Annotated in this window: 15 protein-coding genes; 9 read left to right on the forward strand and 6 right to left on the reverse strand. The window is 68.7% G+C overall.

Features of this window, described 5'->3' with window-relative positions; all coding sequences use genetic code 11:
• Positions 1 to 29 precede the first annotated feature (29 nt).
• Complete coding sequence (locus L3Q65_RS32805; protein ID WP_237597469.1) at positions 30 to 1,202, reverse strand: MFS transporter; 1,173 nt, start codon at positions 1,200 to 1,202, stop codon at positions 30 to 32.
• 60 nt (positions 1,203 to 1,262) lie between these two features.
• Between L3Q65_RS32805 and L3Q65_RS32810 the strand changes: the two genes are divergently transcribed.
• On the forward strand, positions 1,263 to 1,622 hold the full coding sequence (locus tag L3Q65_RS32810; protein WP_182895755.1) for a MerR family transcriptional regulator: 360 nt from the start codon (positions 1,263 to 1,265) through the stop codon (positions 1,620 to 1,622).
• A gap of 21 nt (positions 1,623 to 1,643) precedes the next feature.
• Here L3Q65_RS32810 and L3Q65_RS32815 read toward each other — a convergent pair whose 3' ends face one another.
• Entirely contained in the window at positions 1,644 to 3,272 is a 1,629-nt protein-coding gene (locus L3Q65_RS32815; RefSeq protein ID WP_237597470.1) for a hypothetical protein, read from the reverse strand.
• 129 nt (positions 3,273 to 3,401) lie between these two features.
• On the opposite strand from L3Q65_RS32815, the gene L3Q65_RS32820 reads away from it, so the two are divergent.
• The 4 genes from L3Q65_RS32820 to L3Q65_RS32835 all read left to right on the forward strand — a co-directional run bounded on the left by L3Q65_RS32820 (position 3,402) and on the right by L3Q65_RS32835 (position 8,531).
• Entirely contained in the window at positions 3,402 to 4,631 is a 1,230-nt protein-coding gene (locus tag L3Q65_RS32820) for a DUF445 family protein (protein ID WP_182895757.1), read from the forward strand.
• Between the two features lie 82 nt (positions 4,632 to 4,713).
• Positions 4,714 to 5,889 carry a DUF445 family protein gene (locus L3Q65_RS32825; protein WP_237600973.1) on the forward strand — a complete coding sequence of 392 codons (1,176 nt, stop codon included), beginning with the start codon at positions 4,714 to 4,716 and terminating at the stop codon, positions 5,887 to 5,889.
• Positions 5,890 to 5,937: 48 nt separating this feature from the next.
• On the forward strand, positions 5,938 to 7,161 hold the full coding sequence (locus L3Q65_RS32830) for a DUF445 domain-containing protein (protein ID WP_182895758.1): 1,224 nt from the start codon (positions 5,938 to 5,940) through the stop codon (positions 7,159 to 7,161).
• Positions 7,162 to 7,214: 53 nt separating this feature from the next.
• On the forward strand, positions 7,215 to 8,531 hold the full coding sequence (locus L3Q65_RS32835) for a hypothetical protein (protein WP_182895759.1): 1,317 nt from the start codon (positions 7,215 to 7,217) through the stop codon (positions 8,529 to 8,531).
• 30 nt (positions 8,532 to 8,561) lie between these two features.
• Here the strand turns inward: L3Q65_RS32835 and L3Q65_RS32840 are convergent, their stop codons facing one another.
• Genes L3Q65_RS32840 through L3Q65_RS32850 form a run of 3 tightly spaced genes read right to left on the reverse strand, consistent with a single transcriptional unit; the run spans position 8,562 to position 11,200 of the window.
• Positions 8,562 to 9,446: a metal ABC transporter permease gene (locus tag L3Q65_RS32840; protein ID WP_182895760.1), complete on the reverse strand. Its 885-nt coding sequence runs from the start codon at positions 9,444 to 9,446 to the stop codon at positions 8,562 to 8,564.
• Between the two features lie 3 nt (positions 9,447 to 9,449).
• The gene (locus L3Q65_RS32845) at positions 9,450 to 10,286 is read right to left on the reverse strand and encodes a metal ABC transporter ATP-binding protein (protein ID WP_237597471.1); all 837 of its coding nucleotides are present in this window, start codon (positions 10,284 to 10,286) and stop codon (positions 9,450 to 9,452) included.
• On the reverse strand, positions 10,286 to 11,200 hold the full coding sequence (locus L3Q65_RS32850; protein ID WP_237597472.1) for a metal ABC transporter solute-binding protein, Zn/Mn family: 915 nt from the start codon (positions 11,198 to 11,200) through the stop codon (positions 10,286 to 10,288). Before L3Q65_RS32850 ends, L3Q65_RS32845 begins: the two co-directional genes overlap by 1 nt.
• Before the next feature lie 178 nt (positions 11,201 to 11,378).
• On the opposite strand from L3Q65_RS32850, the gene L3Q65_RS32855 reads away from it, so the two are divergent.
• From L3Q65_RS32855 to L3Q65_RS32870, 4 genes are all read left to right on the forward strand, one after another.
• A complete protein-coding gene (locus tag L3Q65_RS32855) occupies positions 11,379 to 12,479 on the forward strand; it encodes a LacI family DNA-binding transcriptional regulator (RefSeq protein ID WP_037809317.1) in 1,101 nt (366 codons plus the stop codon).
• Positions 12,480 to 12,642: 163 nt separating this feature from the next.
• Complete coding sequence (locus tag L3Q65_RS32860; protein WP_182895763.1) at positions 12,643 to 13,134, forward strand: carbonic anhydrase; 492 nt, start codon at positions 12,643 to 12,645, stop codon at positions 13,132 to 13,134.
• A 23-nt stretch (positions 13,135 to 13,157) separates the two neighbouring features.
• The gene (locus L3Q65_RS32865) at positions 13,158 to 14,033 is read left to right on the forward strand and encodes an A/G-specific adenine glycosylase (protein ID WP_237597473.1); all 876 of its coding nucleotides are present in this window, start codon (positions 13,158 to 13,160) and stop codon (positions 14,031 to 14,033) included.
• A gap of 90 nt (positions 14,034 to 14,123) precedes the next feature.
• Positions 14,124 to 15,077, forward strand: coding sequence for a peptidoglycan recognition family protein (locus tag L3Q65_RS32870; protein WP_182895765.1), 954 nt, complete (start codon positions 14,124 to 14,126; stop codon positions 15,075 to 15,077).
• A gap of 46 nt (positions 15,078 to 15,123) precedes the next feature.
• Here the strand turns inward: L3Q65_RS32870 and L3Q65_RS32875 are convergent, their stop codons facing one another.
• Positions 15,124 to 15,876 (reverse strand): alpha/beta fold hydrolase, encoded by a 753-nt coding sequence (locus L3Q65_RS32875; protein WP_237597474.1) that lies wholly within the window; start codon positions 15,874 to 15,876, stop codon positions 15,124 to 15,126.
• Positions 15,877 to 15,919 lie beyond the last annotated feature (43 nt).

Consider the following 15,919-nt stretch of genomic DNA (forward strand, 5'->3'; position numbering starts at 1 on the left):
GAATCGTCGAGACTCAGAACGCCGGGGAATCACTCCGCGATCACCACGGTGTCTTCGCGGTCGGGCGCGCGCCGCACACGGCCAACCAGGACCGTCAGGACGAGGCCGCAGATGGTCAAGCCTGCGGCGACGAGGTAGATGGGCCGGGGACCAGCGGTCGAGTCGGCGATGAGGCCGCCGAACAGGCCGGCGCAGGCGGCGGCGACCTGGTAGCCGGAGGCATTGACTGCCATGGCCAGCGTCGGAGCTTCGGCGGCGGTCGCCATCACGCGGGCTTGCATCCCGGGGATGATCGCGAAACCGAGGAGGCCGATCGCCACGACTGCCACCGCGGTGAATGTCTCGGAGGTCGCGACGAACCAGCTGCCCACCAGGATCGCGGCCAGCAGGCTGAGAAGAAGAGGCTGGAACAGCCGCGGGTTGCGGTCATAGAGCGTGCCGCCGACGAGGTTTCCGATCGTCGCGCCGAGGCCATAGGCGAGGAGCAGGATCGGCAGCCGGGCGGCGGGGTGCCCGCCCAGGCCCGTGAGCAGCGGGGCCAGGTAGCTGAACACCATGAGCACCCCGACGTTGCCGATCGCGGTGATGGCCAGCGCCATCAGCACCGGGCGGCGGCGCAGCATCCGCAATTCCGAGACCGCCGAGGTCCGGTTCTCCTCGCTTGGCGAGGCGAGCTGCCAGAACACCAGGCCAAGCCCGATCAGGCAAGCCACGGCGATCACCGCGAACGTCGCGCGCCAGCCCCACTGACGGCCGATCTGAGTGCCAATCGGCGCCCCGAGGATCATGGCCGCGTTCATCCCGAACGCCAGCCGGGCAACCATGGTCCCGGCTCGCTCCGGTGGCGCGGAGGTCACCGCGATCACGATTGCCTGGGCGAAAAAGGTCGAGGTCACCAGTGCGGTGACCACTCGAGCCGCCAGCAGCAGCGAGAAATAGGGAGCGGTGGCGGAGACCGCGTTCCCCGCCACCGCGACGGCCAGCAGGACAAGCAGCAGCCGCTTCCGGTCAACCCCGGCAGTCAGCGCGGTGAGCAGCGGGCCGCCGATGATCATGCCGACGGCGTACGCCGTGACCAGCAGCCCCGCGGTACCGACGGTGACCTGAAGGTCGGCGGCGACCTCCGGCAGGATCCCGGCCACCACGAACTCGCCGGTGGTGATGCTGAAGACGCAGAACATGAGGATGGCTAGTCGAAGCATGCCCGCACGCTAAACTCTCACGTCGACGTGAGAGTCAAGCCAAGCAGCGAAGGAACCCAGGTGAAGATCGGGGAGCTGGCACATCGGACGGGCGTCAGCGTGCGAGCGCTGCGCTACTACGAGGAAAAGGGCGTGCTGAGGCCGGACCGGACGCCCAGCGGGTACCGGATCTTCGCCGACTCGGACATCCGCAAGGTGGCACACATCCAGACCCTCCTCGCAGCGGGCCTTGGCATGGACCTCATCGGCGAGATCCTGTCTTGTATGGCAGGCGAGTCACTGCTGCTGGACGCTTGCCGCGAACGACTCGAAGCAGAGCGCCGCCGGATCACCGGCGACATCGACCAACTCGTCCACACCCGGTCGCTGCTCGACAACTTGCTCGCAACCACGAGCACCGCGTCATCCCGGGCGTCCTGACGCACAACGACGCGGGACAGGTCAGGAGCGGCCCGCCCGAGGACGGCCGGGGCGGCGGCCATTGCCGTTGCCACTGCGCGGGGTCGGCGATTCCGCGGACTTGGCGGATTGCGGGTCGGCGGGCGACTGTGCGTCCGGAGTTGCTGCGGATGGGCGCGGAGTTGGCTGGGGCAGGGCGGGTGCGGCAGCCGACGCAGGTGCGTCAGACGAAGCCTCCGAAGGTGCCGAAGCAGGCGCGTCAGCTGGTGCTGAAGCGGCTTCCTCTTCCTGCGTACCGAGGAAGCGCAATGCCTCCTGGACCGCCTCGTTGGTGGCGGCGATCCGGTCGGCAACCTTGGTGCGCAGATCCAGGGCCAGGGTGCGCGATTCGGTGGCTTCGGTTTGCTTCTGGAGAGCGTCGGCGAGGGCGGTTTCGGCCTGGGCCTTCTTGATGGCGATCTCTTCCGACGCTCGGCGGTCGGCTTCGGCACGAAGTTTGGCGGCCTCGGCTTCGGCGGCGGCGTCGGTTTCGGCGCGGACTCGGGCCGATTCCTCGTCGGCAGCGAGGCGAGCGGCTTCGGCGGCAGCGTCTGCCTCGGCGCGGGCCTTGGCGGCTGCGTCGTCGGCTTCGGTGCGGACGCGGAGGGCCTCGACGTCCTTCTCGTCACGGATGCGGCGGGCTTCGGCGTCGGCAACAGCGCGGGCGTGCTGAGCTTCGGCGTCTGCCTTGGCGCGGGCTTCCGCGGCAGCTTCGTCGGCCTGGGTGCGGGCGGTCAGCGCCGCCTGGTCTGCCTCGGCGCGGGCTGCGGCGGAGAGTTCGTCGGCTTCCGCGCGGGCACGGTCGGCGGCTTCGGTGCGGGCGGCGATCTCGGCGTCAGCAGCGGCGGTGCGAGTGGCAATGTCCTCGTCAGCCGCAGCGGTGCGGGAAGCGATGTCCGCGTCGGCAGCAGCGGTCCGAGTGGCAATGTCCTCATTAGCCGCAGCCGTGCGCGACGCGATGTCCGCGTCGGCAGCAGCAGTGCGCGTGGCGATGTCTTCGTTGCCTGCCTTGAGCCGTGCTTCCAAGTCCGCCAGGCGGGTCGCGATCTCCTCGTCCGCGGCGGCGGTCCGGCTCGCGATGTCCGCTTCCGCAGCGGAGATCCGGGACTCCAGATCCGCTTGCCGCGCAGCGAGGTCCTTCTCCGCGGCCGCGACGCGGGCGTCCAGGGCCTCCGAGCGCGCGGCCAAATCGGCGTGGGTCTCCGCGAGCAGACGCTGGCGTTCCGCTTCCGCTTCTTTGGCCGCTTTGTCCGCTGCCCGTTGGGTTTCGTGGGCGTAGCGGTCCGCTTCAGTGCGGGTTGAGGTCGCGTCCGCTTCCGCGGAACGGCGGAGGTCGGCGATTTCCTCCTCGGCCAGTTGCACCATCATCCGCACGCGCTCGGAGATCGCGCCGGCACCCGCCGGGCTCGACGTGACGCGGACCAGCGCGGCCTTCGCTTCGGACAGCTCCGACTGGGCCGTCGTCAGGGCCTTCGTGAGCTCGCCCGCGGTGGCCACCGCCTCGTCGCGGCCGTGGGAGGTCGTCTTGAGCTCGCTGGTCAGCTGGGCGATGCGGGTGTCGACCTGATGCGGGTCGTATCCCTTCCGGGTAACAGCAAAGGCGGGGTGCTGCGGCTTCTCGGGCGCGACCATCGGGCCACCTTAGTGATCGGGGCACCTGCGGCACGTACCGCCAAACGGCTGTATTACGAAGCGCGAAACCCGACGTCACGCATGGCATCCTGTCCCCTCGACGTACGCGCGGGCGAACGGGGCAGACGCATGGACCTTTCAGCCATCGCCGCCGACCTGGCCGCGCACTGGCACGTGTACGCGACCATGCCGTTCATCGCGGCGCTCATCGGCTACCTGACCAAACGCGTCGCGATCGAGATGATGTTCCGGCCGCTCGAGTTCCGCGGCATCCGGCCCTTCCTCGGCTGGCAGGGCGTCATCCCGGCCAACTCCCGGCGGATGGCCACCACCGCGGTCGACCTGCTGACCAAGAACCTCCTCGACCCACGAGAGGTCTTCGCGCGGCTCGATCCGGAGGAAATGGTCGCGCAGCTGGAAGAACCGCTGCTGAAGGCGGTCGACGAGGTCACCCGCGAGGTGTTCGAGACCTACCAGCCGCGACTGTGGGAAATGCTGCCCGCTCGCGCGCAGCAACTGCTGGTGGACCGCGTCCGCGCGCAGGCTCCCGTGGTCGTGAAGCGGCTGATGCGCGAAGTGGCGTCGAATGTGGACGAAGTTCTCGACGTCAACGACATGCTGATCAACGCCATGGTCCGGGACAAATCGCTCACCTGCCGGCTGATCCGCGAGGTCGCCGCGCCCGAGTTCCGGTTCATCGCGCGCAGCGGAATCGGCTTCGGATTCGTCATCGGACTCGTCCAGCTCATCGCGTGGGCGCTCACGAAACAACCGGTGATCATGCCGATCTTCGGTTTCGTCACGGGCTTCGTCACAGACTGGCTCGCGCTCAAAATGATCTTCTACCCGCGGCAGCCACGGCGGTTCTTGTTCTTCACCTGGCAGGGCATGTTCCAGAAACGCCGCGCGCAGGTCGCCGCGGACTACGGCGCGCTGATCGCGGAGGAAGTTCTCACCGCGGGCAATGTGCTGGAGGCCGTGTTGACCGGGCCGCGGGCGGACAAGCTGTTCGCGCTCGTCACGCGGGAGGTCCAGCGGACCGTCGACGCGCAGGCCGGTCTGGCGAAACCGCTGGTCGCGCTGGCTGTCGGCGGGCGCGAGTACCAGCAGATGAAACAGGCCGCCGCGGAGAAGGCCATCGCGTATCTGCCGGAAACCGTCAAGCACGTCGAGAGTTACGCGACCGACGCGCTCGACGTCCGCAACACCATCGTCGAGAAGATGCAGCAGCTGACACCGCTGGAGTTCGAGGGCATTCTCCGGCCGGCGTTCAAACAGGACGAATGGAAGCTGATCGCCGTCGGCGCGGTGATCGGCGGGCTCGTCGGCGAACTGCAGGTCCTGCTCTTGCTCCACTAATCGCGCGGGTTACCGTTCCGTAGGCAACACGGAGGGGACGCGCGTGCACACTTTCGCCGAGCACTGGCCGGTGTACGTCTCCATGCCGTTCATCGCGGCGCTGATCGGCTACGTCACCAAACGCGTCGCGATCGAGATGATGTTCCGGCCGCTCGAATTCGTCGGCCTGCGGCCCTTCCTCGGCTGGCAGGGCGTGCTGCCCGCGAACGCCGAGCGGATGGCGACGACCGCGACCGAAATGCTCACCACCAACCTCGTCGACCCGAAGGAGATCTTCGCCCGGCTCGACCCGGAGCAGGTCGCGAAGGAGATCGAACAGCCGCTGCTGCGCGTGGTCGAGGACGTCACCCGCGAGGTGATGGAGACCTACCAGCCGCGGCTGTGGGAAATGCTGCCGTCCGGCGCGCAGCAACTGCTGCTGAAACGCGTGCAGGCCGAGGCGCCGCGAGCGATCACGAAGATCATGCGCGAGATTTCCCAGAACATCGAGGACGTACTCGACCTCAAGCACATGGTCGTCACGAACCTGGTGCGCGACAAGGCTTTGCTGAACCGGCTGATCCGCGACATCTCGCGGCCGGAAATGCGGTTCATCGCGCGCTCGGGCATCTGGTTCGGGTTCATTCTCGGCTGTGTGCAGCTGCTGGTCTGGGCGCTGACGAAGTCGCCGATCGTGCTGCCGCTGTTCGGCCTAGGGATCGGCTGGCTGACCGACTGGCTCGCGCTCAAAATGATCTTCCTGCCGCGCGAGCCGAAACGGTTCTTCGGCTTCTACAACTGGCAGGGCGTGTTCCAGAAGCGCCGCGACGAGGTGGCCGCCGACTACGGCGACATGATCGCGCGCGAGATCATCACCGTGCCGAACCTGCTGGAAGCCGTGCTGCGCGGGCCGAAATCGGACCGGCTGTTCTCGCTGATCAGCCGCGAAGTGCAGAAGACGATCGACGCGCAGGCGAGCGTCGTGAAGCCGTTCGTCGCGATCGCGGTCGGCACGAAACGGTTCCAGGAAATGAAGCAGGTCGCCGCCGCGAAAGCCGCCGAGCGAGTGCCGGACACCATCCGGCACGCGGAGACGTACGCGATCAACGCGCTCGACGTCCGCAACACCATCGTGGACCGGATGCGCAGGCTCAGCCCGCTCGAATTCGAGCAGCTGCTGCGGCCCGCGTTCCGGCAGGACGAATGGAAGCTGATCGCGGTCGGCGCGGTGATCGGCGGGCTCGTCGGCGAGCTGCAGGCGTTGCTGCTGCTCGGTTAGGACGCGCACGCGATACGGTTTCCTTCCGGAACGGGGAGGGAGACCCGGGTGGACGCGGTGCTGGACGACCTCGCGCGGCACTGGCCGGTGTACGTCTCGATGCCGTTCGTCGCCGCGCTGATCGGCTACGTCACCAAGCGCGTCGCGATCGAGATGATGTTCCGCCCGCTCGAATTCGTCGGCATCCGGCCGTTCCTCGGCTGGCAGGGCGTGGTCCCGAAGCACGGCGGCCGGATGGCCGCGATCGCGACCGACCTGCTCACCGCGAACCTGCTCGACATCGAGGAGGTCTTCGCCCGCGTCGACCCGGTGATCATCACCCGCGAACTCGAGCAGCCGCTGCTGCGCGCGGTCGACGGGATCGCCCGCGACGTGCTCGAACAGCACCATCCGCGGCTGTGGGAGGTCATGCCCACGCTCGCCCAGGAACTGCTGATCAAACAGGTGCAGGCGAGCGCGCCGCAGCTGGTGCGGGAGTTCCTCGACGAGGTCCGCGACAACCTGGACGAGGTCCTCGACGTCCGGCACATGACCGTCGAACGGCTCACCCGCGACCGCGCGCTGCTGGTCCGGCTGATCCGGGAGACGTCCCGGCCGGAGATGACGTTCATCGCGCGCGCCGGGATCGTCTTCGGCTTCGTGCTCGGCCTCGTCCAGGCCCTGGTGTGGGCGCTGACCCGGCAGCCGCTGGTGCTGCCGATCTTCGGCGGCGCGATCGGGCTGTTCACCGACTGGCTGGCGATCAAGATGATCTTCCTGCCGCGCGAACCGGTGCGGCTGGGCCGGGTCATCCTGCAAGGCAAGTTCCAGCGCCGCCGCGCCGAGGTCGCCCGGCAATACGGCGAACTGGTCGCCAACGAGGTGCTGACCGTCCCGAATCTGCTCGACGCCCTGCTGCGCGGCCCGAAGTCGGACCGGCTCGTGGCAATGGTCGAACGCGCCGTCGGGCATGCGGTGGACGCGCAGGTCAGCGCCGCGAAACCGGTGGTCGCGCTCGCCGTCGGGGCACAGCGGCTGCAGGAGATGAAGCACGCCGCGGCGCAGCGCGCGCTGGCTGAGCTGCCGTTGACCGCGCGCTACGCCGAGGGGTACCTGACCGAGGCGATGGACGTCGCGAAGATGGTGGAACAGCGAATGCTCGCGCTGACGCCGCTGGAGTTCGAGGGCTTGCTGCGGCCGGCGTTCCGGCAGGACGAATGGAAGCTGATCGCGGTCGGCGGCGTGATCGGGTTCCTCGTCGGCGAGCTGCAAGTCCTCCTCATGCTCGGCTGACTTTTCGGTGGTTGTTCGCGCCAGGCTCACTCGAACTGACTAACCTCAGTGACGTGTCCGAGCCACCGCAGCTGCCCGCAGTCCACGAGGCCTACCTGCCCCGCGAGCACGCGCTGCATCGCCCGCGGCACGGCAAACGGCAGCTGACCGCGCTGGTCAGCGCCCTGTTGTTCTTCGTCACGCCGACCATGCTGTGGGTCGTCGGGGTCCGGCCGAGCGAGATCGAAAACCACAAGCTCGCCGGATTTCCCAGCCTCGGCGAAGGGTTCGGGTTCTTCACCAACCTCCCCAAATGGGCGACCGACCAGCTGTCGTTCCGGGCTGGTGCGATCAACGCGGCGAACGGGATCAGCGAGGGCGTCTTCGGCGAGGCCGCACCGCTCGACCAGGGTTCCGCGTCGAACAACGGCCCGATCCCGGCGCCGCCGCTGCAGCAGCCGGGCACGCCGAACACCGGCCCGTCGCTGCCGAGCGGGCCGGGCTCCAGCCAGGCCGGATACCGCAAGGTCGTCCAAGGCACCGACGGCTGGCTGTACTACGGCTACGACTCCGAGGCGAAATGCACGCCGGCCCAGGACATCGACACCACGATGAAGCGGATCGACGAACTGCGCTCGGCGGTCGAGGCGTCCGGGCGGAAGTTCGTGTTCGTGGTGACGCCGGACAAGACGACGATGGTGCCGCAGTTCCTCCCCGCGAGTTATCCGGGCAAGGAATGTTCGCAGGCCGCCTCGCCGAACGACTGGTACAAGATCACCACCGAAGGCCACTCGCTCGACCTGCGCCCGCAGCTGGCGGCCGAAGCGGCCAAGGTCGGCCACCCGATCTACGCCCCCAACGACACGCACTGGCGCGACGAAGGCGGCCTCGTCCTGACCCGCGCACTCGCCGACACGATCAAGCCGGGCGCGACGAACAGCTGGCTGAGCGCCCCGGACGGCCAGTACGACGCCGTCGCGGACCTGCCGCTGCTGCTCGGCCAAACCGGCGTCAAGACGAACACCCGCTACAACCTGCGCCCGGACGGCGTCACCGACCGCGCGGGAGAATTCGTCGGCAGCATCGACCAGCCGGTGCACCGCTCGGCCGCGCCGATCGTCGGCACGATCGACCAGCCGACCCTGGTCTACGGGGACTCGTTCAGCCTCGCGTCTTCGCGGTATCTGGAGGCGGCGTTCACGAATCTCACGTATTTGGCGTATTCGACGGACAAGACGCCGCAGTCGCAGGCGGTGGACCAGTTCGTGAACTCGCACGTGGTCGTGTTGCAGGCGGTGGAGCGGAATGTTTCGGGCGGGTTGGTGCCCTTTACCGACGAGGGGTTCATTTCGGCGGTGAAGACGGCACTGGCGCAGCACCCGATCCGGTAACCGCTTCTTCAAGGCCGGGCACGGCTACGGCTAGCCGACCGGGACCGGGGCCGCTTCCACCGGGCTCGTCCGCACCCCGCGCCGACGGTCGCGGACCCACGCGATCACCCGGCACACCAGGTAGATCAAGAACGAAATCGAAGTCACGAACGCGCTCACCGGCAACCCCGGCGCGAGCGACAGCACGATCCCGCCCAGTGCGGCGACCTCCGCGAACACCACGGACAACACCGTCGCGCGCAACGGGCTCGCCGTCACCCGGGCAGCTGCCGCGGCGGGGGTCACCATCAAAGCGACCACGAGCAGTGACCCGACCACCTGCACGCTCAGCGCCGTCGCGACGCCGACCAGCAAGGAGAACAGCACCGTCAGCGTCTTGACCGGGACGCCGCGCGCCTCGGCCACCGCGCGATCGACGCTGGCGAACAGCAGCGGGCGGTAGATCAGTGCCAGCACTGCCAGCACCGCGGCGGCGGAAATGACCAACGCGGTCAGGTTCGTGCTGTCCACGGTGATGATCTGGCCGGTGAGAATCCCGAACTTATTCGCGGACCGTCCTTTGTAGAACGACAGCAGCAGGACGCCCATGCCCAGCCCGAAGGACAGGATCACCCCGATCACCGAATCGCGGTCGGCGTCGCGGATTCCCAGGATTCCCAGCAGCAGCGCGGCAGCGACGGCACCGGCCAGTGCGCCGTATTCCACGCCGACGCCCAGCAACAATGCTCCCGCCGCGCCGGTGAAGGCCAGTTCGGACGTGCCGTGCACCGCGAAGGACATGCGGCGCATCACGATCAGCGGGCCGAGCACTCCGGCCAGCAAGCCGAGCACCGCGGCCGCGATCAGAGCGATGCGGACGCTGTCCAGTTCCGCGATCAGCTCCCACGTCTTGGCGAAGTCGAACATGCCGTCCAAGGCTCAGCCCACTGCTTCCTGCTCGTGGTGATGCGGTTCGTCCTCGCACAGCGCGCTCTGCGCACCGGCGATGTGAATCTGCCCGCCGACGCGCAGCACCTCGATCTTCGTTCCGTACAGATCCGACAGCGTCTCCGAGGTCATCACCTCGTCCGGCTTGCCGATCCGGAACTGGCCGTTCACCAGGTACAGCACGCGGTCGACGAACTGCAGGACCGGATTGATCTCGTGCGTCACGAACAGCACGGCGGTCCCGGCTTCGCGGCGGCGCGCGTCGATCAGTTCGCTGACCGCGTGCTGGTGCGCCAGGTCGAGCGACAGCAGCGGTTCGTCGCACAGCAGCACCGTCGGGTCGCCGACCAGCGCCTGCGCCACCCGCAGTCGTTGCTGCTCGCCGCCGGAGAGCCGGCCGACCGGCTGTTTCGCGTAGCGCGTGCCGCCGACGGATTCGATTACCGACGCCACCCGGCGTTTCCGGGCGCCCATTCCGGCGAGACCCGGACCCCAGCGGTGCCCGTCCAAACCGAGGCCGACCAGGTCGACGCCGCGCAGCGTGAGCGAATCGTCGATCGCGCGCTGCTGCGGGATGTAGCCGACCTTGCGGTTCGCCCCTCCCGGACGCCCGCCCGCGATTTCCACCGTGCCCGCCGACAGCGACTGCATGCCCAGCAGCGCCTTGAGGAAGCTGCTCTTGCCGGAACCGTTCGGGCCGAGGACGGCCAGGAATTCGCCCGGCTCGACGTCCAAGTCCAAACCGGACCAGAGGGTGCGGTCGCCGAAGGCGAGCCCGGCCCCGCGCACGCGGACCGCGGGGCCGGCTTCCCGAAGCTGGACGGACATCAGCTGTTCAGAGCCCCCGACAGCGAGTCCACATCCTTGGTCATCCAGTCAATGTAGCCCGTGACGTTCGCCGGGAGCGTCTCGGATACGTCGACCACCACGACCCCGGACGCCTTCGCGTCGGCGACTGCCTGCTTGGTCAGCGGGGTGACCGTCTGCACGTTGTTGACCAGCGCCTTCACCTGCTTCTCCTTGATCAGCTTGGTGAACTCGGAGACCGCCGCGGCGGGCACGTCGGTCTCGTTCTCGATCGCGTCGGAGAAGGCCTTCGGGGTGGCGTCGCCGATGTTCGCGGTCTTCAGCAGGTAGTGCGCGACCGGTTCGGTGACGACGACCTTCGTGTCCGGGTGCGCGGCGCCCAGCGCGGACGCCTTCTTGATCAGGCCGTCGAGCTGGCTCTTGAAGGACTTGGCGTTTTCGTCGAACTTCTGCTTCGACGCGGGCTGGATCTCGCCGAGCGCGGCGGCGACCTGGTCGGCGACCTTCGCGACACCGGGCAGGTCGTACCAGACGTGCTCGTTCTCCTCGCCCGGCTTGGCGATGTCGTAGGCGACCAGTTTCTTCGCCGAGGCCGCCTCGCCCGACAGCTTGGTGAAGAACTCGTCGTACCCGCCGCCGTTGGCCAGCGTCAGCTGCGCCTTCTTGGCCGCGAGCGCGTCGTCGGCGGTGGACTCGTACGAGTGCGGGTCGGCGGAGGGATCGTGAATGATCGACGTGACCTGCACTTTGTCACCCCCGACGGCGGACGCGACGCTGCCCCAGACATCGGTGGACGCGACGACCTTCACCTGGTCGCCCGTTCCCCCTCCCGCCCCGGAACCGGACGAGGACGACGTGCTGGAGCACGCGCCGAGCGCGAACACAGCCAAAGCCGACGCGGCGGCGAGGACGCTCGTGGTGCGGCGGGAAGTCATCGGGCACTCCTGGGTCGAACTGCTAATGGAAACCGTTGTCAGATTCACTTTACCCCATCCGAACGGCGAGCCTCACTCCACCGGGTGGCCACACCCGCTCTTGATCACCGAGAGGATCGAGACGCTCACCACAGGGGTGTCGCTTCTGGAAAACGATCTGAACCGTTACGGTTTGCGGATGGGCCGTCCTATTCGCACCCGGAGGCAGGCGACATTGGCGTCGCTCGCGGCGGAACTCGGGGTGTCCAGGACCACCGTGTCCAACGCCTACAACCGCCCGGATCAGCTCTCCCCCGAACTGCGCCGCAGGGTGCTCGAGACCGCGCGGCGGCTCGGCTACCCCGGACCCGACCCGGTCGCGCGCTCGCTGCGCACCCGGAAGGCGGGCGCGGTCGGACTGCTGCTCACCGAGAACCTGTCCTACGCCTTTCGCGACCCGGCCGCCGTCGGCGTGCTCGAAGGACTCGCGCTGGCCTGCGAAGACGCGGGCGTCGGCCTGCATCTCGTGCCGGCCAGCCCCGGTCGCGAGGACCTCGCCGCGGTGCACCGCGCGGGTGTGGACGGGTTCGTCGTGTACTCCGTGCCGGACGACGATCCGCATCTCGCGGCCGTCCTGGAACGGCCCGTGCCGACGGTGATCATCGACCAGCCCCGCATCGAGGGCGTCGACCGCGTCGGCCCGGACGACGCGGCCGCCGTCACACAGCTCGCCGACCACTTGGTGGCGCTCGGCCACCGGCAGATCGGCGTCCTCTGCATGCGGCTCGGCCGCGAGCGCAACGACGACTTCGTGACGTCCGAACGGCAGAGCGGCGCGCACTTCCACGTGCAGCGCACCCGGCTGGAGGCACTGGCGACGGCGTTCTCCTCGGCTGGCGTCGACTGGGCGACCGTGCCGGTGGTCGAGCGCTTCGACCACACGGTGGACGACGGCGCCTCCGCCGCACGTCAGCTGCTGGACGCGTATCCGCAGGTCACCGCCCTGGTCTGCACGTCGGACATCCTCGCGCTCGGTGCGCTGGCCGAAGCGGCGCGACGCGGGCTGCGGGTGCCGCTCGACCTCACGGTGACCGGTTTCGACGGCATCGCCGAGGCGGAGCGCTCCGGGCTCACGACGGTGCACCAGCCGGTGCTGGAGAAGGGCAAGGTCGCCGGACGGCTGCTGCTCAGCTCGGCCGAGCGGGTCGGGCCCAAGGTCATCACGCTGCCGACCGAACTGCGGGTCGGCCGCACGTCGGCGCCGCCGCGGACGGTCGAGGAGCCCTGGTTCGGCGGCTGAGGTCGTGAGTGGCAATCACGGTTAGAACCGTGATTGCCACTCACAAGTCACCCCAGCCTTTGCCGTGATTTCCGGCCCACCGCATTGTGCGCGCGCCCCCGGCCCGGTTCCATGGACGGAACCGCCCCGCTCCCGCGGGGAAGCGCAGGCCGAAAGGTGCCCCATGACCTCCATCGACGTGCTGCTCAAGCGTAATCAGGAAATCGGGAACATCGTCCCCGGCGACCGGTCCTCCCCCAAGCCGTCGCTGCAAGTGTCGATTCTGACCTGCATGGACGCCCGGATCCGGGTGTTCGAGATCTTCGGCCTGCTGCAGGGCGAGGCGCACGTGCTGCGCAACGCGGGCGGCGTGGTGACCGACGACATGATCCGTTCGCTCGCGCTCAGCCAGCGCAAGCTCGGCACTCGAGAGGTGCTGATCGTCCAGCACACCGACTGCGGCCTCTCCACGGTCACCGAGGACGAGTTCAAGGACGAACTGGAGTCGGCGACCGGACTGCGGCCGACCTGGGCGGTCGAGGCGTTCCGCAAGGTCGAGGACAGCGTGCGCACCTCGGTGGAGCGCGCCCGGCGCAGCGACTTCCTCCTGCACAACGACAACGTGCGCGGATTCGTCTACGACGTGAAGGCCGGGAGCCTGACCGAGGTCAAGTAAGAACCGTCGTATTCAATGGCGGGGTGGCAGTAGACACCGATGTTCTGATCGAGTGGTTCGCCGACGTCGGCCGGGACCTGCCCTGGCGGGAACCGGACTGCTCGGCGTGGGGCGTGCTGGTCAGCGAAATCATGCTGCAGCAGACGCCGGTCTCGCGCGTCCAGCCGATCTGGCTGGAGTGGATGGCCCGCTGGCCGGTGCCCTCGGCGCTGGCCGCGGAGACCACCGGCGAAGTCGTGCGCGCGTGGGGCAAGCTCGGCTACCCGCGTCGCGCGCTTCGGCTGCACGCCGCCGCCACCGTCATCGCTCAGGAACACGGCGACGTCGTGCCGTCCGATGTGGACACATTGCTCGCGTTGCCCGGCATCGGCGCGTACACGGCGCGCGCGGTCGCGGCGTTCGCGTATGGCAAGCGTGCGCCGGTGGTGGACACGAACGTCCGACGGGTCGTCGCGCGTGCCGTTCATGGCGCGGGCGACGCGGGCCCGGCGTCGAATACCCGCGACATGGCGGACGTCGAGGCGCTGCTTCCGGCCGAGGACGCGCCCGCGGCGAAGCTTTCCGCAGCGCTGATGGAGCTGGGCGCGCTGATTTGCACCGCCCGGTCGCCGAAGTGCGCGGACTGCCCGATTTACGCCGAATGCGCCTGGCAGCACAACGGCCGTCCCGAGTACGCCGGCCCGGCCAAGCCGGTGCAGAAGTTCGCCGGGACCGACCGGCAGGTCCGCGGGCTGCTTCTGGACGTCCTGCGCGGTGCCGAGGGACCGGTCGAGAAGGCGCGGCTGGACCTGGTGTGGCACGAAGCCGGGCAGCGCGACCGGTGCCTGGATTCGCTGCTCGTGGACGGTCTGCTGGAGCAAACCCGCGACGGGCTCTTCGCGCTTCCCGGGGAACACTGACGCACTACGACGAAAGTCGGCAAAAAGTTGTCCCCTCCGGGGTGCCGGGTTAGCTTTCCCCAGTCGCACTTCCGGGCTGAGGAGTTCCGCATGGGGGAAGCAACGCGTCGTGCCGTCTTGAAGGGCGGCCTCACCGTCACTGCCGTGGGCGCTTTGGGCTGCGCAGGGGCGAAATCCGCGGCGGCGGCGACCACTCCGGTCATCCATTCGACGGCCGAGTGGAACGCCCGGCCGCCGTCAGGCGCGATCGTGGTGGAGAACCACAAGCCGACGTACATCGTGGTGCACCACACCGTCGATCCGGGCAACAACACCGACTACTCGCTGGCGCACGCGCTGCAGATCTCGCGGGACATCCAGAACTTCCACATGGACACCCGCGGCTGGATCGACACCGGCCAGCAGTTCACGAACAGCCGCGGCGGCTTCGTCACCGAGGGACGGCACCGCAGCCTCGAAATCCTCCGCGGCGGGACGCAGCACGTTCAGGGCGCGAACGTCGCCAACCACAACAGCGAATGCATCGGCATCGAGAACGAGGGCCTCTACAGCACGGTCGACGTTCCGGTCGCGCTGTGGAACTCGCTCGTGCAGTTGATCGCCTACATCGCACACCTTTACGGCATCACGCCCGAGTTCATCAAGGGCCACCGCGATTTCAACTCGACCGAATGCTGCGGCCAGGTGCTCTACGACCGGCTCCCGGAGCTGCGGAAGGCGGTCGGCCAGCAGCTCGGCCTGTCCGTCGCGCGGCTCGACGCTCCGGAATGGCCGCTGCTCAAACCGGGTGACACCGGCCCGCGGGTGATGACCGCACAGCGATTCCTGCGCGCCGCCGGGTTCGGCGTGCCCACCGACGGCGTGTTCGGCAAGGCGACCGCGGCCGCCGTGTCCGCGCTGGCCGCTGAGCACGGGCTTTCCCGCGACAGTTGCACCGCGGCCCGGGCCAGCGACGAATCCGGCTACCTCGGCTCGGACGTCTGGCCGCTGATCGTGCCGGCGGACCGCTCGACCGCCGCGTGGCGCACCGAGCTGGCCCGCTGACCGGGGACGCCTCACGTGTGCCAGCGAGGGCGGCACGCGTGGGGCGTCACAGGCCGGACAGGAACGCCTCCACCGCGCCGCGATAGGTCTCCGGCGCCTCGGCGTGCGGCACATGCGCCGAACCGGGCACGACCAGGTGCTTCGCGCCCGGCACCCGCGCCGCGACCTCGGCTTGCTGACCGGCGGGCATCGCGGTGTGCTCGCCCTCGACCAGCAGCAGCGGACAGCGGATGCCGTCCACAATGGACCAGTAGTTCCCGCGACCCCATTCGGCGGCGATCTCGTACAGGTTCTCCAGGTCGGCGATCAGGTGATAGCCGTCCTCGCGTTCCTCGACGCATTCGGTGAAGTAGTCGCCCGCAGCTCCGAAGAACTCGCGCACGTGAGCCAGCGATTCGAACGGCACCGGCCAGCTCTCGAAGTAGCCGCGCCAAGTCTCGACGGTGCGTCCGCGCTGGTCCGGCGCGAAATCCTCGCTGACGACCGCGCGCACCAGCTCCGGATGCTTCGCCGCGGTGGCCCACGCGTGCAGTCCGCCCATCGAATGCCCGATCAGCACGGACGGACCGACGTCGGCGAGCACGTCCGCGACGTCCTCGGCGAACTGCTCGGTGGTCCACGGCCCGATGTGCGGCGCCCGGCCGTGCCCGCGGGCGTCGAGGGCGCGCACCCGGCCGTATCGCTTGAGCCATTGCGCGACCGGCCACCACGTGCGAGCGCGGCCCATCAGCCCGTGCAACAGCATGATCGACACGCCAGAGCGTTCGTCGCCGCCGAAGTCGATCAGGCCTGGTCGCATTAATCCTCCCGGGTTTTCCCGGCTACCTCATCACAAATCTGCC

Source organism: Amycolatopsis sp. FU40, assembly GCF_021903635.1.
In the GTDB taxonomy this organism is placed as follows: domain Bacteria; phylum Actinomycetota; class Actinomycetes; order Mycobacteriales; family Pseudonocardiaceae; genus Amycolatopsis; species Amycolatopsis dendrobii.